Consider the following 17,426-nt stretch of genomic DNA (forward strand, 5'->3'; position numbering starts at 1 on the left):
GATATAAAAATGGGTATTTTAGGTTCAGGTCTGCGTGATGGTTTGTCGCTTCACCCAATTCGTTACCCTTGGGCGTACGACCTTTATAATCAAGCAGTTGCCAATACGTGGTTTCCAAATGAAGTCCAATTAGTCCAAGACTTGGCGGACTTTGAAAAATTGTCAGATGATGAAAAACATGCTTTAAAAACGGTCATTAGTTATTTGAATCCAAATGAATTGTTGATCAATAAGTCGTTGGCGTTTGGTATCTATCCATATGTCAACGCGGCGGAGGCTCAATTATATCTATCAAAACAGATGTGGGAAGAGGCTAATCACTTCATGACCTTTGAGTATATCATTGAAACCTTTCCGTTTGATCGCGAGGAGATTTACGCGGCGGGCTTTGGCAAAAAATCGTTGGCTGACAAGGCAGATTTCCAGAACAAGCATCTGGATGTGATGCTCGATCCAAACTTGGATATTTATTCGCTGGAAGGCAAAAAAGATTTTGTCAGGTCATTGGTGGCGTATAACATCGTCCTGGAGGGTATCTGGTTTTATTCAGGCTTTATGGTTGGTATGAGTTTCCGCCAGCGTAATCTGCTACGTAATGTTGGTTCGCTTCTTGACTGGATTACCCGCGACGAAAATCTTCACCTGACATTTGGCATTAATTTACTTCTAACCATTTTGGATGAAAACCCAGAGTTGCAGACACAGGAATTTGCTGAAGAGATTCGTGGCTTGATTTTGCAGGCGGTAGAGCTTGAAAAAGCTTATAACAAAGACATGCTGCCAAAGGGAATTTTGGGCTTGAACGCTGATTATGTCAATCAATATGTTATGCATATGACGGACCGTCGTTTGCAAGAATTGGGCTTTGAGCCAGAGTATAATGTGCCAAATCCAGCTAAATGGATGGCAGCCGCTAATGACACGTTGGAATTGGTAAACTTCTTTGAAAGTACAAATACTAGCTATGAAGTTAATACCACGAAGTAATAAGGATATAATTTTATGAACGAACTGGCAAAAGAAATATTAGATACTGTTGAAGTTGGCGCCCTGGCTACTGTTAATGCTGATAGAACTCCTTTGGTAACGCCACTACATTTTGCACGACTGGACGATTCAATAATTTGGATATCAGAACCGACTGCGCGACATTCAGTAAACGCATTTCGCAGTGGCAAGGCAGAGTTTGTGGTTTGGGATGATAAAAAGCGGGCAGTTTTCTTAAAAACTAATGTAGCTGAAGTGTCAGAATCTGAAAAAGAAGCGGCTATGGCGGCCTATAAGAAGAAATTGCCTAGCTTTATGCCACGCTGTCAGAATCCGCAATTATATGTTGCACCAATCGGCAAACTTGATGAAAAAACCACAACAGGAAATTGGCTGCACTTTATTGCATAAGCACTATATCTAGCGTACAATTAGTTAAGTAACTACTAAATATAGGGGAAAATGAAAATGAACGCAAGTCAAATTATTACTGATGATATGACATTGGAAGAAAAATTGAGCGCTATTGATGCTGCCTTGAAAGCTGCTCAAGATGTGGCCGATGATCAAGCAAAGGCAAACGGTACTGTTGCTGCGCCAATTGATCCAGCAAGTTTGACTATCTGCGACGGTTGCGAGTAAGAAACTCTCGGAAGCTTTTCATTGACAAATTAAAAATAATGTGATATCATTTTAATATATAAAAATTAAAACAAAAAGGAATAAAATGGCTGAAGAAAAAGACGTTCATGGGCTCACGGAAAGTGTATTAAGTCGAGACGATATGTCAGCGCTAGCATATGTATTGCAACATGTGAAAGGCGCCAGTCCAAGTTCGGTGACGAAGCTGAGTTTGGAGTTGGAAGAACTTGACGAAGCGGTGTAAGTAGTTACTTTAGCTAGATAATAAACTACCTCTGTTGTATACTGTAGATTATGGAACAGATTATTTCTCAGGTGGTGAAGCAACTTTTTGATCAAGAGGTATCAGTGCAATTGACGCGTCCTGATCCGAAGTTTGGCGATTTTGCGACGAATGTGGCACTGCAATTAGCAAAACCCTTGGGTAAAAATCCGCGCGAGATTGCCGAGGCGATCGCGGAAGAGCTACGCGGTCATCAGGAGTTTAGCGAGGTTAGCGTGGCTGGGCCGGGCTTTATCAATGTTAAGTTAAGCGACCAAGCGGTACTTGAGTCACTGAAAGTGCGACCGGCGACCAATCGTTCAGGCCAAACGGTCGTTATTGAAACTAATTGTCCAAATCCATTCAAAGCTATGCACATTGGCCATGCGCTGAATGCGATTTTGGCAGACACTATGGCGAATTTACTGGCGGTGGATGGTGCATCGGTACACCGAGTGAGTTATCACGGCGACGTCGGGACGCATGTCGGCAAGAGTATGTGGGCGATTCTGCGCGAGATTGACGGTGATGTTGGTAAATTAGAGGCTATTCCGGCTGATAAGCGCAACGAGTTTATGAGCCGTATGTATGTTGAAGGTGCACGGGCAGCCAAGGAATCGCCAGAGGCACGGGCGGAAATTGATGAGCTAGCCAAGCAGTCGTTTGTGCTGGACGACCCGCTGTACAAGCAAGTGTATGAGATTTGTAAAGCCTGGAGTTTTGATGAAATTGACGCCAATGTGGCGCGGCTGGGCAATGTGCCGATTGAGCGGCGCTACGTTGAGAGCGAAACCGAAGTGCCAGGCAAGGCCTTGATTAAAGCAAAAACCCCAGAGGTCTTTACGAAGTCTGATGGTGCGTATATCTTCAAAGGCAGCCAATACGGTGCGTTTGATAATGTGTTCATCGGTTCGCACGGCAACGGACTATACGGCGCGCACGATATGGGGCTGATTCAGTTGAAACATCAAGATTATCCAAACCTGGACCTATCGATTACGGTCAACGGCGAAGAGCAGGCGGCGTATTTCCGTGGGGTGATCGCGGCTAGTGAATTGGCGATTCCAGAATTGAAAGGTAAATTGTTTAATTATGCGACTGGCCTGGTTAAATTGACAACTGGAAAAATGAGCTCGCGAACGGGTGAGGTTGTTACAATTGGCTGGCTGTTTGACGAGTTTAAGAAGGCAATTGAAAATGCTGGCGGTGAACCAACTGACGACGTGATTGCTGGCGCGCTTCGTTATCAATTCTTGAAGGTGAAGATCGGTGGCGACGTCATATTTGATATAAATGAAGCTGTAAGCCTGACGGGTAACACCGGTAGCTATCTGCAATACGCACACGCTCGGGCGCGCGGGATTTTGGCAAAGTCTGAACAAGCAGCCACGTTCCCGACAGAATTGTTCGACGAAGACCGGCTGTTAGTCAGGAAATTGAGTGAATATACGGAGGCGGTTAACCGTGCCACCGAGAGCTTGGAGCCGCATCATATCTGTGCCTACCTGTTTGAGTTGGCACAGGAATTCAATCGTTACTACGAGAAAAATCAAGTTGTCGGCAGCGATAAAGAAGCGCATCGTATAGGAATTGTGTCGGTTTACGCTGACATCCTTAAGGCTGGACTAGCTATTTTAGGAATTGTCGCACCATATAAGATATAATAATTACCAAGAAGGAGACTTTATTATGACAAAACCTAATGTTAATAAATCTACTAAAAAAATAGTCTCAAAAGGCACTAAGGTTGCTGCAAAGGTAGCCTCTATTAAAGACAAGAAATTAGTTGCCGGAGTAATAAAAGATAGTCACATGGGCGGCTTCGTTACTTTTATCCGTGAACAGGGCGTGGTTGGTCTGGCTGTCGGTTTAGCAATCGGTACTGCGGCTGGTGATACCGTGAAAAAGTTGGTGACAGCGTTCATTGACCCGCTTGTACAGTTAATTGTTGGTTCGCAACAGGGTCTTCAGGCAGCGTCGTTTACCGTTGAAATTGCTGGACGTCGGGGTGAATTTTTGTACGGAGCATTTATCAGCTCGTTGATCACTCTGTTGGCGGTTGCCTTTGTAGTATATGCAATCGTTCACTTCTTAAAGCTGGATAAATTAGACAAGAAAAAATAAGTCTTTAGTTAATAATAGTACCAACCGCTTCTCCGCGGGCAGCGCGGGCAATGTTACTGTCTATTAACAAGTCGCAAATAATCACAGGAATATGCTCTTCCATGGCCAAACCAATGGCGGCCTTATCCATGACGGTAATATCGGGATTGGTTAAAACATCGTGGTAAGATATCTGGTCGAATTTAGTAGCATTGGAAAACTTGGTAGGATCTTTGTCATAAACTCCGTCAACTTTCGTTGTTTTAATGACAGCGTTGCACTGCATTTCCAGGGCTAGATTCAAAGCGGCAGTGTCAGTAGTAAGGAAAGGCCGACCAGTGCCACAGGCGACGATGACAACACGGCCTTTTTGAATATGACTGATTGCCCGGCGGAAAGTATATTGATCGATAAATTGATTAATCTCAACCGTAGATAATGCACGAGTTGGCAGATTAGAGTCGTTAAATACGTCAGTCAGAGCGATGGCGTTCATTAATGTCGAGAGCATGCCAATATTATGGGCGGATACGGGCTGGATGCCATGGCCAATGATTTGGTTGCCGCGGACGTAATTGCCACCACCAACCATAATGACAATTTCAGCTCCATCTTCAATGGCTGGTCTAATTTGCTCGGCAATCCATTTGGCGCGCTTGGGGTCAAACCCGCTAGAAAAATCGCCTTGTAGTTGTTCGCCTGATAGTTTGAGGAGAATACGTTTAGTCATGACACCAGTGTATCATAGCACGCCCGAAAAATAACATTAAGATAAATAATGATTTGTTGCATCGATTAAATAAATTAGACAAGAAAAAAGACTAAACGCTTACGTTTGCTATTTTACACTCTCCTATCTACAATGTGAGTATAAAGGAGAGAGTAGTGTGAAAGATGGAGTTCGGCGGCCGGGCTATTTACGTAGATCGCAAGAACCTAGCAGTAGTCATTTATTGAGTCGAAATATTGAAAGACCCAGTCAGCCGTCGTATAGTTATGGCGAACCGCCCGAACAGAGGCGACAGCGTCTTGAAGAATTACGGAAACGGTACAGTAAACTACCAGAAACTTCTTTCGCTGACTATGATTTTGGTGATAAAGAATTACCTGCGTATAAGCATAAAGCAGAGATATTGCGGACATTATCGGAAAATAAGATATCTTGGTTATGTGGACCGACGGGTAGCGGTAAAACGACACAAACCGCTCAGTATGCACTGGAGCGGTTTGATCGTGTTGTGGTGTTGATGCCGCGGCGGGTTATCGTCGATAATGTTACCGAATATGTCGAGCAAAGTTTGCGTGGACAGTTGGGTAAACAATATCCTGATCACTTGGTGGGAAAGATCCATGGACGTGCCACTGAAGCGACGCCGGATACTAGACTTTGTTTTATGACTCCAGCAACGTTTACGAAAAAGCTGGAACAATTTTCTAGCGACTGGCAGGACGAGAAGACGCTTATCCTGGTTGATGAAATACATGAAGCCAACTTGGAGATGGAATTTGCTACCGCTCTGGCTGCGAAATCGATAGAGAATACCGGCAAATGGCATATGGCTTTTTCTAGTGCCACGCCTGACACGGAAGTTTCTCAGGCGATGTACGAAGGCATCAACGAATCAGCATTGCCAGTCGTAACCATTGAGGGTCGGCCGCATGATATTGATATTGAAGAAGATAAGGTGAATACCGTATCCGAAGCCTACCTTGAATATGGTAAGGACTCGAAAAAATCACTAATCTTTGTTGAAGGCGTGAGGAGTATTGATGAGACCATTGCGTCAATCAAACGTCATACTCGCCATCAATCCGGGAAAATACGATTTTTCAAACTACATTCTGGCATATCAGAAGCTGCGCGCCGAGAGATTTTTACTGCCAAACCAGCAGAAGATGAGTCGTTTGTCATCGTTTCGACCTCGGCTGGACAGTCTGGCATCACCATCCCCGAGGTTGATTTGGTGTTGTCAAATGGACTGACAAAGAGTAAAGAAATCGGCGAAGAAGGCGCAGAAGGACTGCCGCCTCGATTGTGTACCCAGGCGGAGTTAATGCAACAAGCGGGGCGTGGTGGCCGTGATATTGACGGTGCAAAGTTTGTATTGGCTCGTCCGATATCTTACGATAAGATTTATTTGCCAGATGAGCTGAAAGGATTTTATGATATTGCGTCTCGTGAACAGCATATTCCACCGGAGATATATCACACGAATATTGTGCGCAACGTTTTGTCGGCTATCCATCTGAATGGTGATTTTGAGGATCTGAACCGATACCTGATGCATCCTGTTGCTAGTAAAAAAGTTATTCAAGAGTCGTACGATTTGTTAGAAACTTTGGAGGCGATTGATGGCGAAGGGCAAATTACAAAAATTGGTGAGTTTATGGATAATTTGCCATTGTCACCAGAGTTGTCTCGGGCATTAGCAGAAATGATTAGAACTGGAGGAAGTTTGAGGGAAGTACTGGCATTATCAGCAATTGCGGCTTCCGTTTCTGGCGGTGGTTTTGCCGCGTGGCATCAACCAAAGGAATTGTTCCAGGAATTTGTCAGCCCCGATACAACAGATGACTTTTTTGCCGAATACGATGCTTTTTTGAAAACCAGAGAGATTTATGACGGCTGTCGTACTGACAATGACGTCTACCTGACTAATAGTATTGATCCCAATAAGGCAGATAATATTCACTATCAATTTAGTAAAATATGTCGGCGCCTGTCGGTTAATCCAAACGATATCGACATGGGTGAACTAAACAGCGAGGAAAAACACAATATATCGGTGGCTTTGGTGCGCGGGTTTCAGGAATTATTGTATACCAAAGCTGGTAGTCGGCGCATTGGACGAACAACCGTGAATCAATACACGAATATTCATACTGGTGAACGTGGTATTTCTGAGTACGAAATTAGTTTACACAGCTTCGTGCGACGTATGGGCTCGGAGGCGTTGACGTTAGTGCTGGCTTTGCCGTGGTGGTATGATGCGCGTGACGGTCGTCGATACACACTTAATACGGTTTTACCAGTGACCAAGGATCAAGTTTCTGAAGCCTTGAGCAGTAATACCGTCCTTGAGTTCCTTGGTGACCGGGTGGCTCCGAATGGCGATTTGGTCCATGTGGCGCAGCCGAAAGTTGGCTCACTAGTGATCGGCCCAGAGCAGCAGCAAAAAATCCCCGCTACGACAGATAAACAAATCGCGCTGGTAGTGGACACAATGAAAAATAGGGCCAATAAACAAGTAAAAGTATTGTTTGATTTACGGCATCAGCGAGTTATTACCAAGGGTCAATTGCGTCAGGCACTAGAAGAGTCTGCGGTGGATAGTCACAATGTTCATGAAGCAGAGGCTAAGGTTTGGGCTGTGGTGCAAGAGGTGTTAACGAGCGAGCAACAGGAAGCTTTTTATGATCAGATAAATAGATGACGAGTGTATAATAGGTAATATGAGTAAAGCGAAAAATATTATGGATCGATCTGAAGATGACTGGACTAGATCCAGTGCGTATCGAGTGGCTTCTTTGCTTGACTTTTTAAATGATTTATGCTAAAGTATAATACGTGGAAAAAGTAAGCCCGAACCTGAGCGATATAGAGGCGAAGATGCATCAGCCTCGCGCTTTGCAAGTACTTGATAGCGGCGAGCGCCGCGTAGAATTTGGAGGAATTAGCTGCCAGCTGAAATATTATGATTGCGAGCAGCCTGGCAACCCGGAAGCTCGCTGCAATGAAATATATGAATATAAGTTGTCTGCCGATGCTATTGAGCGGGCTAATTTAGGTTTTGATTTAGATGAATTACCGTCATTTATTGGCGTGAAGGGCGGGGCGGCTCGCCAGGTTTTGGAGGCACTAGTACACAGTGACCGTCAGTTACTACCTCCTCGCGATGTCGATTTGGTAATTTTAGAAGAAGTTATTGCTAGTGGCGATTATGATCCAGATGAGATTCGGGCGGTAGCGAGCGATCTTTCAATGCGTTTTTCGCCACGTGATGCAATGAATGGCTATGGCGCGGAGTCTGTACAATCTACTGCCGAGTTTATGAGGCAGCATGATTTTACAATCAATCAAGTGCTCATACACAAGAACAACGGTGCTTGGAGGCTATTGGCTAGCACTCAAGCAGTGTTGGATACTGCTGAGCATATTATTAGACCGACAGTTTTTGAACACGACATTGATTATGACTATCGAATTGGCAATAAATTAGCCCTCAAGGCAGTGAGGCTTCTGTCTGATATGCAAGTTCAGGGGATTGACTACGCAACCATCAAGAGTGTTCAATTGCCAGATGATATTTATGGTGATCCAAGGGATGATTATTTCATGCAAGCGCTACAGCTAGATAAGGCGTTAGAAGTCAGCGACGAATTGGCCGAACGCTATGTGGAAAATCTAAAGTTTTATGGAATGATACCGTATGGTTGTGAAGATATGAGTGCTATTGAGATGTATTATTATCTAGTGAATGAGACGGATTTTGTCCCGTCTGATGGCGTGCTTGAATCCCTTCGGATTGAAAGAGAAAATCGCCTGAAGCTTGGTGGTGCGGCAAAGTTTGATGACGTTGTTGAAAGGCTATTAAGACAGGTGCCAGAGTGGTTTTCTCGAGATTACTACGATGCCAAAAAGTAGTATAATAAAGATATGAAAGCCAGTTTTAAGCCAAAGAAGATTTTGTGGATGGATCTAGAGATGACCGGGTTGGATCCGGTGCGTGATGAGATTTTGGAAGTGGCGGCGATTGCTACGGATTGGGATTTTACGGAAATTGCGACATATGAGGGTGTGGTGCGGCATGACCCAGCCAAATTGGGTAAACTGCTGGATCGAAACGCCAGTTTTTGGGATGAGCACCCAGGAGCACGGCGCGGTTTGGAGGAACAGAACGAAGCTGGTAAGCCGTTGGCGGCGGTTGAACAAGAATTATTGGCATTTTGTGATGAGTATTTTGCAGGTGAGCCACGGATTTTATTGGGTGGCAATTCAATTCACCAAGACCGGCGGTTTATTGATCAGTGGTGGCCTGTGTTGTCAAAAAGACTACACTATCGGATGTTGGATGTTAGTGCTTGGAAAGTGGTATTTGAGGGCAAATATGGCAAGAAATTTGCCAAACCAGAAGAGCATCGGGCGCTGGAGGATATTCGTGGTAGTATCATGGAATTAAAATATTATCTAAAGAAGGTGAAGCCATGACCCATAAACAATTTGAAGAGTTTATTCTCAGTTTGCCCGGCGTGTGGCTGGACTATCCGTTTGGCGAGGATATTGCGGTGTATAAATTTGGTAAGAGTAATGATGGCGCAGGGAAGATGGTAGCGCTGGTTAAGGAGGGATCAAATCCGCTCAGGGTGAGTTTGAAGTGTGATCCATTGTTGGCGCAGAATTTGCGGGAAAAATATGAAACAGTGCTGCCGGGCTATCATTTGAATAAGAAACATTGGAATACAGTGATTTGTTCAGGCCAATTGACGGATGACGAAATTTTTGATCTTGCGCGATTAAGCTATCAACTAATTGCAGAAGCTTAACTTGACTTAATTATCTGGTTAATTTGCTTTTGGATATTTTCCAAATCTGTAGCGGTTTTTTCCAGCCATTGACGCATAGTTTTTGATTTGGTCGATTTGTATACTTTCGACATCATGGCAATTGTGTCTGTTATTTGGACATTCATTTCGTGTGCATAAGTAACGTCCAGCTGCGTGTTTAGGTTGGCTTCATCGAGCTTTTTCTCCAGTTTATCTGAAGGGTCTAGGGCGAGAATATCTTTTTTCTTCTCTTTGTAGCTAATACCTGCTGCTTGAAGTGGATCGCTCATTGATGCTTCAGCGGTAGTTAGGACGGAAACTAAAGAACTATTAGTGGTTTGGAGTTCGGTTGATCGGAATTTGTTATTGTATTTTTGAGAAATAGTCAGTAGTTTATTAACCCGTGCGGCAACTTGGGCTGGAGTGGTTTTTGGCATGGAATTTTGCGAAAAAACAAAAATTGCAATGAGGGTTAATATTCCGATTAGACTGAGGATGACCATGATTATTTTGGTTTTTTTATCAAAACCTTCCGCTGGTGGGGGTGTGGCAATTTGATTTAGATAATCGATACCTTGTGATTGGTTGTCCAAATTGTCAGGATACATGTTTCTATTTAAGCACAAACAATAACAGAGGTAAAGGGTGATATAATAAAAACATGAATGACGCCAAAGAAGAAGTGCGAGCGCGGCTGAACATCGAGGATGTAATTGGTGAGTATGTTCATTTGAAACGGGCAGGCCGCAATCTAAAGGGTCTTAGTCCGTTTACTGACGAGCGAACACCGAGTTTCATGGTAAGTCCAGAGAAGCAGATTTGGCATGATTTTTCTTCTGGCAAGGGTGGCGACATTTTCACCTTTGTGATGATGGTTGAGGGGATGGATTTTCGGCAAGCTCTGGAGCATTTGGCGCGTAAAGCAGGTGTGGATTTGACACTGTTTTCTAGTGGCGATGGGCGAACTTCCAAGCGACGGGCCAGGGCTAGAGAAGCGCTTAAATTGGCAGCTAATTTTTATCAGCAGAATTTGGTGAAAAATTCGGTGGCGCTGGACTATGTAGTAAAAAAACGACGATTAAATCGACAGACAATTGGTGATTTTCTGATTGGATATGCACCGGATAATGGTGATGCACTAACAAAAGCGCTAGAGAAAAGGGGTTTTTCAAAACGTGAGCTGTCTGATGCTGGGCTGACGAATCGTTTTGGTGGAGATTTATTCCGCGGACGGATGATGGTGGCACTGAGTGATGGTAGTGGCGAAGTGGTTGGTTTTACTGGTCGGATTATTCGGGATGATCCGCGCGCGCCAAAGTACCTAAACACACCGCAGACTTTATTGTTTGATAAGTCGCGTTATATTTTTGGATTATCTCAAGCCAAAGAAGCGATTCGTAAGAATGATGCGGCGGTTATTGTCGAGGGAAATCTGGATGTGATTAGTAGTCATCAGGCGGGCATAAAAAACGTGGTGGCAACTTCCGGTACGGCGATGACGATCCAGCATTTGAAATCCTTGAGTCGGCTGGCGGGGCGGATTCGCTTGGCGTTTGATGGCGATCGGGCAGGGGTGAATGCAACGGAGCGGGCGATTAATCTGGCGCAAGAAGTTGGCGTGGAGTTGGAGGTGGTGAGTTTACCTGATGGTGTTAAAGATCCAGACGAGTTAATCCAAAAAGATCCAAGCTTGTGGCAGATGGCAATTGATAAATCCCAGCCGGCGGTGGACTGGGTAATTGCCAGATATGCGGAAATGGAAGATTTGAAATCAGCAGAAGGTAAGCGCCGCTTCTCAACGATTGCCTTAAGAATTGTCAGAAGTCTGAAAGATCCGGTGGAACAGGAGCACTATTTGTCGGTGATTTCTGAGAAAACTGGCGCCTCGATTACTGCACTTAAGGCAAAATTGTCGAATGAAAAAGTTGCCGAGCATCAATTGAAAAAGACTAAAATTGATAAGGAAAAACCACAGCCCGTTCAAGATGAGACCGAGGACATGTTGGTGGGGTTGGCAGCGAGCGAAAAGTCTGTGCGACGTTGGCTGGCGGCAATTTCTGGTGAGATGTTGGACGGTGACAGTGCGCGGCAATTAATTGGCTATCTGCGAAAAAACCCAGACGTAGACCTAGGCGAAGTTCCGCTGGACTTGCAAAAAATCGAACAGTATGTGAAAATAGTACAGTTGAAAAGTGAAAGTCGTTACGCCAATTGGGAGCAAAAAAGCTTAGACGAAGAAATGGCTCGGCTAGTCAGACAGATAACAATTAAACATCGCGAAAACAAAAAGAATCAACTATTAACGCAGCTTAGAGAGGCCGAGGCGTCGGGTGATGAGGTTTTGTCTCAGAATTTGCGCCAGAGCTTAAATAATCTGATTAAGGAGAAAATGTGAGCGACGAAAATACGACAAAGCCGACAAATTTAAATGATGATGATTTTGATCCAACGCTTATAGACGAAGAAGAGTCAGAAGATTTGGATTCGTTGACGACTGGTCAATACTTGGATGACGTGTCAGATGACTCGGTGCGGTTGTATCTAAGGGAAATTGGTAAAATTCCGCTACTTAGCGCTGAAGAGGAAATGGCTTTGGCACGCCGGATTATTGAAGGGGATAAGAAGGCTAAAGATAAGATGGCTGAGGCAAATATGCGCCTAGTGGTGTCAATTGCCAAGCGATATTCGGGCCGTGGTTTGGACTTTTTGGATCTTATTCAAGAGGGAAATACTGGACTCTTGCGCGCGGTGGAGAAGTTTGATCCAGATAAGGGATTTAAGTTCTCAACTTATGCGACTTGGTGGATTCGTCAGGCGATTACGCGGGCGATTGCTGACCAGGCGCGAACCATTCGTATTCCAGTTCACATGGTGGAAACTATCAATAAATTGCTGCGCACGCAGCGACGGATGACACAGGAATTGAATCGTGAGCCGACCATTGACGAGCTGGCCAAAGAGCTGGACATGGAGCCAGAGAAAATCGAATACGTCATTAAGATCAAGCAAGATATTTCTTCTTTGGATGCTGGTGTGGGTCGTGACGGTGAGGATGATGACTCAGTGCTGCAAGATTTTATCGTTGATGAAGATACGGTTTCGCCAGAAGATTCAGCATCAAATCAATTATTGAAAGAGCAAGTTCAGGATATATTATCAAGCCTGAGTGACCGTGAGCAGAAAATTGTTCGAATGCGCTTTGGTCTGGATAATGGAAAAAACCACACTTTGGAAGAAGTTGGTCAGGAATTTGCCGTGACACGTGAACGTATTCGTCAAATTGAAGCTAAGGCGCTAGCAAAACTTCGCAAGCACAAAGATGCGAAAAAACTTTACGAGTACTTGGATTAATTAGCACTGCTCGGGTGATTTACAGAAATGGGCGTCGTGAGTTACGGCGTCTATTTTTTGGTGTAATTGATCGAGACTGCCGTCATTTATAACAAAGTAATCAGCGATGGCAATTGGTCCGCCTTTTTCCAGATTTTCAATTTCTGACCAATCACGCTGGTCAACTTCGTGTGGCTGCATTGGGCGTTCGGGGCGTTTTACCATACGTTGATAACGGAGGTGTTTTGGTGTAACAATAGCAATAACGACTACTTGCCCAGGAAATTCGTGCTTGAGGAATTTATATTCACTCCAAGTGTATAATCCGTCCAAGACGATTTTGTTTTGCCCAGCGTTAATTAAGTCACGAACATTTTTTATAACGCGCTTAATTACAAAGTCTTTACCTTCGCGTTGGCGGATTTCTTCGCGGAATTTTTGTTGATTGTCCCAAGTTTTTTCAATTCCTGCCTCGTCCATGGCCTTATAAATAACGCCGCCAAAATAAACTTTTGGAAATCCTTTTTCTGTCAAATACTCGACGGCCGAACTCTTACCGCTACCCGCTAGTCCAACCAGGGCGATAATTCTTGCATGTGGTTGTGTCATAGACCAATTCTAGCAACTTGTTGACATTCTTCCAAATAAAGCGTATGTTTAGGGTAAGTATTATGGAAACAGTTCATAAAACTACTGAAGAGTCGCCTAAGGATCCATTTTCTGATCTTGATATTTGGGGTCGTTTAATAGAATATCGTAAAGAAGTTCAATGGGATAATATATTAGACCAAGTTGAGGAGCTGGAGTCGAAATTTAATCTTAATCCAGGTGGCAGTAAGGCGTGGGAAAGATTTGTTAACGAACCGGTTATTGATCAGTATGGTCAGGTGTGGATGATTTGGAAGTCTGGAGATTGTTATCAGATGTATAAGATGCCAGACGATAAAGATGAGTTTGATTATGTTTTTATAGATGATCTTGAAGTGACTCCCACCTTAGGTGAGCCGATCTATAAATTTTCTGTCGGATTTGATAATTTTGGTGATGCAGAAATCTTAAATATACAGATGAGCGACAAGATAAATGAATACTGTCTCCTCTCCAACAACGAAAGGGATCGGTGGGAGACTTATAGGCGTTGGACGAAACACGATAATGACTCCTACAGTGCTATGGAAGACCTTAGAAAAAACTATGAGAGATACGAGAAAATGCAGAGAAAACTGGGCAATGATTCTTTCGGTGCTGAAGAAAGGTTTGGGGAGATTTATGATAAGTATAGGAGAATACAACAAAAACTTGGCTCTGTGTCAATCGAAAATCTGATAATAGCGGCTTAAATGCTACAATAGAAATATGAAGCGTCTAGTTGTTATTGACGGTAAGTCGGTGTTTTACCGCGGGTATTATGCCATGCCTGGATTGTCGATGGCGGACGGTACGCCGACCGGCGGGGTGTATGGATTTGTGAGTTTGGCGATTGAGCTGATCAAGAAATTGGAGCCGGATTATGTGGCGGTGGCGTGGGATAAGCGCGGCACCAATATCCGTAAGCGGCGGGAACTGTATCCAGAGTACAAGGCGGGTCGTAAGCCAGCGCCTGATGATTTTTATCAGCAAATTCCGATTTTACACGAACTGCTGGATGCGTTCGGCTGGCCACTGTATGAGCTGGATGATTATGAGGCGGACGACATCATGGGCGCGTTTGCCAGGCAAGCGGAAGTGCGTGGCGTGCAGACGTGTCTACTGACGTCGGATTTGGATGCGCTGCAATTGGTGTCGCCTCTCACCAAAGTGTATGCCATGAAAAATGGCCTGAGGAATATTGAGGAATTTACGGCGGAATATTTTGAACAAAAATATGGTATTCGGACGGATCAGTTTTTGGATTTGAAGGCGTTGAAGGGTGATGCGAGCGACAATTTGCCGGGCGTACCGGGCGTTGGTGAAAAGACGGCCGTGAAATTATTGCAAACATATGGCACGCTGGACGGGGTGTACGCGCATGTGGATGAGCAAAAAGGCGCTTTGCGGACAAAGCTTGAAGCGGGTCGCAGATCGGCGTATTTGACCAAGCAAGTGGCGGAAATTTGGACAGACGCACCGGTGGAACTGGACTGGGGGGTGGCCGATGTTAACGACTGTGACTTTGCGCGGGTGGCGGAGATTTTGCGGAAATTGGAGTTTCATTCGCTGATTGGGCGGCTGCCAAAGACAATGCAGGCGTCGGATGAGGTGGCGGAGACGGTGGAGTTGGAATTGCCACGCGTTGAAAATCTGCCAGCTGAGCCGCTGTTTGAGGCAGAAAATATTATCTATATTGATCCATCGGAACCGGATATGGTCTATATTAATTCCAAGCCTGGCGTGGCGTGGCGGGCCAAGATCAGTGAGGTTGGTCAACATGTTTGGCAGTTATTGGCGCAGGGCGTGGTGATCGCGGCGGACGTCAAGGGGCTGTATTATGCGCTGGATGCTCACGGTGTGACGGTGCGGTTTCATGAGGTCTGGGATGTTGGGCAGGCGGCGTTTTTGATCGATCCGCTGAGGCGCGACCGTAGTTTAGCGGCACTGGCTGGCGATTTTTCTGAGGATAATTCGCCAGAGCGGCAGCTGGCACGATTACACCAAATATACCGCCAGCAGCAGGATTATATGGCGGCGCATCAGCAGATTGCCCGGGTGCTTCGCGAGTTTGATTTTCCGGTGATTTGGCCGCTGTTTCAGATGGAAAAGCGTGGTATGAAGCTGGACACGGTGCTGCTTGAGCGGATGGGCGAGGAGTTGAGGGCGGAGGTGGGTCAGCTTGAACAACAAATGTATGCGATGGCTGGGCGCGAGTTCAATGCCGCTAGTCCGGCGCAACTGTCTGAGGTGTTATTTACCAAATTACGGCTGCCAACGACCGGTATCAAAAAGGGTAAAACCGGCTATTCGACAGGGCAGAAAGAGCTGGATAAACTGCGCGGCCGACACTCAATCATTGAGCTGATTGAGCGGTACCGGGAGCTGACTAAATTGATCAGCACCTACATTGAAGCGCTGCCAAAGTTGGTGGCTAGGGACGGGCGGATTCACACCACGTTTAATCAAGACGTCACCAGCACCGGGCGGCTAAGCAGCACAAATCCCAACTTGCAGAATATTCCGGTGCGCACAGAACTGGGTCGGAAAATTCGCCAGGCGTTTGTGCCGAGTGAGGGCAAGGTCTTTGTTGGTGCCGATTATTCACAATTTGAGCTGCGGCTGGCGGCGGTGCTGGCGGGTGATGAGCAGCTGATTAACGATTTTAATAGCGATGTCGATATTCATACCAAGACGGCGGCCGAGACCTACGGCGTGCCGATGGATCAGGTGACGAAAGCACAGCGGCGGGCGGCTAAGGTGATCAATTTTGGGGTGCTGTACGGCATGAGCCCGCACGGCTTGGCGGCGGCCACCGGCATGACCTTTAACGAGGCAAAACAGTTCATTGAACACTATTTTGCGGTGCGCCAGCCAATCCGCCAGTATCTGGATACAATTTTAGTTCAAGCGCGCGAACAGGGCTTTGTTGAGACCTATTTTGGCCGGCGGCGGCCAACGCCAGACGTTAAGTCGAGCAATTTTATGGTGCGTTCAGCGGCCGAGCGGGCAGCGATGAACATGCCGATTCAGGGTACGGAAGCGGATTTGATGAAGCTGGCGATGATTCGACTGGAGGACAAATTGGCTGGGCTGGCTGAACCGGTCCTGCAAGTTCACGACTCAATTTTAGTGGAGTGCCGAGCGGAAGACGCTGAGCGGGTCAGCGAAATAATGCGTGCGGAAATGGAAGGTATTTGTCCAGATCTGCCAATTAAATTAAAAGTTGACGTCGGCATGGGTGCTCATTGGGATGAAGTATAAAAAATATGGTATAATTACGCCATGAAATACACCCAGCGACGCAATTCATTTTCTCGATTTGTACCAATCTTGCTAGTTATTGTCATTACTATTGTGGCAGTGGCGGCGGTTATTGCAATTGGTCGAGCTTTATTTGGTAAAAATGATTCAGGACAAACAGATCAGAATGTTAACACGGGTCAAGTTGCGCTGCTGTCAACAGAGGAAGGCAGGGCGGTGCGGTTAACAGTTCGTGGCCCAATTGTAGCTAATGAGAATTTTCGATCGTATAGCGTTATTATCTCGCCAAGTTCTCGTGATATGACAACGTACGAAGGTTATCTGGATAAAGAAATTAATCAGAAAAAATTAGACAACAATATGAAGGCTTATACGGAGTTGGTCTATGCGCTTGATAAGCGGAAAATGATGAACGGTACGCAACTTACTGAGCAGCAAAACGATTTACGTGGTATCTGTGCTAGTGGCAAAGTGTATAAATTTGAGACACTGAAGGATAATTCAGTCGTGAAGAGTTTATGGACATCGGATTGTAGTGGTTCTAAGGGTTCGGCTCAGGCAAATGTTAATGAAATCTTAGATATGTTTTTGAAGCAAATTCCTGATGGTAAGAAGATGGCGGCTGGTATTGGCCTGAGTCAGGAAGAGGCTCTGTTTAAGTTATAGG

Annotated in this window: 18 protein-coding genes; 15 read left to right on the forward strand and 3 right to left on the reverse strand. The window is 45.3% G+C overall.

What is annotated here, in order from left to right; all coding sequences use genetic code 11:
• Positions 1–9 precede the first annotated feature (9 nt).
• From TM074_RS00240 to TM074_RS00265, 6 genes are all read left to right on the forward strand, one after another.
• Positions 10–987 (forward strand): ribonucleotide-diphosphate reductase subunit beta, encoded by a 978-nt coding sequence (locus tag TM074_RS00240; RefSeq protein ID WP_039327939.1) that lies wholly within the window; start codon positions 10–12, stop codon positions 985–987.
• Positions 988–1,002: 15 nt separating this feature from the next.
• Complete coding sequence (locus TM074_RS00245) at positions 1,003–1,398, forward strand: pyridoxamine 5'-phosphate oxidase family protein (RefSeq protein WP_369000415.1); 396 nt, start codon at positions 1,003–1,005, stop codon at positions 1,396–1,398.
• Positions 1,399–1,455: 57 nt separating this feature from the next.
• Entirely contained in the window at positions 1,456–1,629 is a 174-nt protein-coding gene (locus TM074_RS00250) for a hypothetical protein (RefSeq protein WP_158386480.1), read from the forward strand.
• An 85-nt stretch (positions 1,630–1,714) separates the two neighbouring features.
• Entirely contained in the window at positions 1,715–1,873 is a 159-nt protein-coding gene (locus tag TM074_RS00255) for a hypothetical protein (RefSeq protein WP_158386482.1), read from the forward strand.
• 50 nt (positions 1,874–1,923) lie between these two features.
• Positions 1,924–3,555 (forward strand): arginine--tRNA ligase, encoded by a 1,632-nt coding sequence (gene argS, locus TM074_RS00260; RefSeq protein ID WP_369000416.1) that lies wholly within the window; start codon positions 1,924–1,926, stop codon positions 3,553–3,555.
• A gap of 25 nt (positions 3,556–3,580) precedes the next feature.
• The gene (locus tag TM074_RS00265) at positions 3,581–4,015 is read left to right on the forward strand and encodes an MscL family protein (RefSeq protein WP_369000417.1); all 435 of its coding nucleotides are present in this window, start codon (positions 3,581–3,583) and stop codon (positions 4,013–4,015) included.
• A 4-nt stretch (positions 4,016–4,019) separates the two neighbouring features.
• Here the strand turns inward: TM074_RS00265 and pyrH are convergent, their stop codons facing one another.
• Complete coding sequence (gene pyrH, locus TM074_RS00270) at positions 4,020–4,724, reverse strand: UMP kinase (protein WP_369000418.1); 705 nt, start codon at positions 4,722–4,724, stop codon at positions 4,020–4,022.
• Between the two features lie 157 nt (positions 4,725–4,881).
• Here pyrH and TM074_RS00275 point away from each other — a divergent pair, with 157 nt between their 5' ends.
• From TM074_RS00275 to TM074_RS00290, 4 genes are all read left to right on the forward strand, one after another.
• Complete coding sequence (locus tag TM074_RS00275; protein ID WP_369000419.1) at positions 4,882–7,428, forward strand: helicase-related protein; 2,547 nt, start codon at positions 4,882–4,884, stop codon at positions 7,426–7,428.
• 134 nt (positions 7,429–7,562) lie between these two features.
• On the forward strand, positions 7,563–8,639 hold the full coding sequence (locus tag TM074_RS00280; RefSeq protein WP_369000420.1) for a hypothetical protein: 1,077 nt from the start codon (positions 7,563–7,565) through the stop codon (positions 8,637–8,639).
• A 12-nt stretch (positions 8,640–8,651) separates the two neighbouring features.
• Entirely contained in the window at positions 8,652–9,203 is a 552-nt protein-coding gene (gene orn / locus TM074_RS00285; protein ID WP_369000421.1) for an oligoribonuclease, read from the forward strand.
• Positions 9,200–9,538, forward strand: coding sequence for an MmcQ/YjbR family DNA-binding protein (locus tag TM074_RS00290; RefSeq protein ID WP_369000422.1), 339 nt, complete (start codon positions 9,200–9,202; stop codon positions 9,536–9,538). Before orn ends, TM074_RS00290 begins: the two co-directional genes overlap by 4 nt.
• On the opposite strand, the gene TM074_RS00295 is transcribed toward TM074_RS00290, so the two are convergent.
• Positions 9,535–10,146 carry a hypothetical protein gene (locus TM074_RS00295; protein WP_369000423.1) on the reverse strand — a complete coding sequence of 204 codons (612 nt, stop codon included), beginning with the start codon at positions 10,144–10,146 and terminating at the stop codon, positions 9,535–9,537. The two genes, TM074_RS00290 and TM074_RS00295, sit on opposite strands and share 4 nt — an antisense overlap.
• A 53-nt stretch (positions 10,147–10,199) precedes the next feature.
• On the opposite strand from TM074_RS00295, the gene dnaG reads away from it, so the two are divergent.
• Together dnaG and rpoD are read left to right on the forward strand one after the other, a co-directional pair.
• On the forward strand, positions 10,200–11,933 hold the full coding sequence (gene dnaG, locus TM074_RS00300; RefSeq protein WP_369000424.1) for a DNA primase: 1,734 nt from the start codon (positions 10,200–10,202) through the stop codon (positions 11,931–11,933).
• Complete coding sequence (gene rpoD, locus TM074_RS00305) at positions 11,930–12,889, forward strand: RNA polymerase sigma factor RpoD (RefSeq protein WP_369000425.1); 960 nt, start codon at positions 11,930–11,932, stop codon at positions 12,887–12,889. The genes dnaG and rpoD overlap by 4 nt, the downstream gene beginning before the upstream one ends.
• On the opposite strand, the gene TM074_RS00310 is transcribed toward rpoD, so the two are convergent.
• Positions 12,890–13,477 carry an AAA family ATPase gene (locus tag TM074_RS00310; RefSeq protein ID WP_369000426.1) on the reverse strand — a complete coding sequence of 196 codons (588 nt, stop codon included), beginning with the start codon at positions 13,475–13,477 and terminating at the stop codon, positions 12,890–12,892.
• Between the two features lie 62 nt (positions 13,478–13,539).
• Here TM074_RS00310 and TM074_RS00315 point away from each other — a divergent pair, with 62 nt between their 5' ends.
• From TM074_RS00315 to TM074_RS00325, 3 genes are read left to right on the forward strand one after another with little or no spacing between them, the layout of a single operon-like run.
• The gene (locus tag TM074_RS00315; protein ID WP_369000427.1) at positions 13,540–14,208 is read left to right on the forward strand and encodes a hypothetical protein; all 669 of its coding nucleotides are present in this window, start codon (positions 13,540–13,542) and stop codon (positions 14,206–14,208) included.
• 16 nt (positions 14,209–14,224) lie between these two features.
• Positions 14,225–16,759, forward strand: coding sequence for a DNA polymerase I (polA, locus tag TM074_RS00320; RefSeq protein WP_369000428.1), 2,535 nt, complete (start codon positions 14,225–14,227; stop codon positions 16,757–16,759).
• 21 nt (positions 16,760–16,780) lie between these two features.
• On the forward strand, positions 16,781–17,425 hold the full coding sequence (locus tag TM074_RS00325; RefSeq protein ID WP_369000429.1) for a hypothetical protein: 645 nt from the start codon (positions 16,781–16,783) through the stop codon (positions 17,423–17,425).
• Position 17,426: the final 1 nt, after the last annotated feature.

Origin of the sequence: Candidatus Nanosynbacter sp. TM7-074, assembly GCF_041006295.1 — a bacterium.
Lineage (GTDB): Bacteria > Patescibacteriota > Saccharimonadia > Saccharimonadales > Saccharimonadaceae > Nanosynbacter.

Excerpts from the sequence above, each read along its gene's own strand:
- TM074_RS00240 (WP_039327939.1), top strand. The coding sequence starts at position 10 with ATGGGTATTTTAGGTTCAGGTCTGCGTGATGGTTTGTCGCTTCACCCA.
- TM074_RS00245 (WP_369000415.1), top strand. The coding sequence starts at position 1,003 with ATGAACGAACTGGCAAAAGAAATATTAGATACTGTTGAAGTTGGCGCC.
- TM074_RS00250 (WP_158386480.1), top strand. The coding sequence starts at position 1,456 with ATGAACGCAAGTCAAATTATTACTGATGATATGACATTGGAAGAAAAA.
- TM074_RS00255 (WP_158386482.1), top strand. The coding sequence starts at position 1,715 with ATGGCTGAAGAAAAAGACGTTCATGGGCTCACGGAAAGTGTATTAAGT.
- argS (WP_369000416.1), top strand. The coding sequence starts at position 1,924 with ATGGAACAGATTATTTCTCAGGTGGTGAAGCAACTTTTTGATCAAGAG.
- TM074_RS00265 (WP_369000417.1), top strand. The coding sequence starts at position 3,581 with ATGACAAAACCTAATGTTAATAAATCTACTAAAAAAATAGTCTCAAAA.
- pyrH (WP_369000418.1), bottom strand. The coding sequence starts at position 4,724 with ATGACTAAACGTATTCTCCTCAAACTATCAGGCGAACAACTACAAGGC.
- orn (WP_369000421.1), top strand. The coding sequence starts at position 8,652 with ATGAAAGCCAGTTTTAAGCCAAAGAAGATTTTGTGGATGGATCTAGAG.
- TM074_RS00290 (WP_369000422.1), top strand. The coding sequence starts at position 9,200 with ATGACCCATAAACAATTTGAAGAGTTTATTCTCAGTTTGCCCGGCGTG.
- TM074_RS00295 (WP_369000423.1), bottom strand. The coding sequence starts at position 10,146 with ATGTATCCTGACAATTTGGACAACCAATCACAAGGTATCGATTATCTA.
- dnaG (WP_369000424.1), top strand. The coding sequence starts at position 10,200 with ATGAATGACGCCAAAGAAGAAGTGCGAGCGCGGCTGAACATCGAGGAT.
- TM074_RS00310 (WP_369000426.1), bottom strand. The coding sequence starts at position 13,477 with ATGACACAACCACATGCAAGAATTATCGCCCTGGTTGGACTAGCGGGT.
- TM074_RS00315 (WP_369000427.1), top strand. The coding sequence starts at position 13,540 with ATGGAAACAGTTCATAAAACTACTGAAGAGTCGCCTAAGGATCCATTT.
- polA (WP_369000428.1), top strand. The coding sequence starts at position 14,225 with ATGAAGCGTCTAGTTGTTATTGACGGTAAGTCGGTGTTTTACCGCGGG.
- TM074_RS00325 (WP_369000429.1), top strand. The coding sequence starts at position 16,781 with ATGAAATACACCCAGCGACGCAATTCATTTTCTCGATTTGTACCAATC.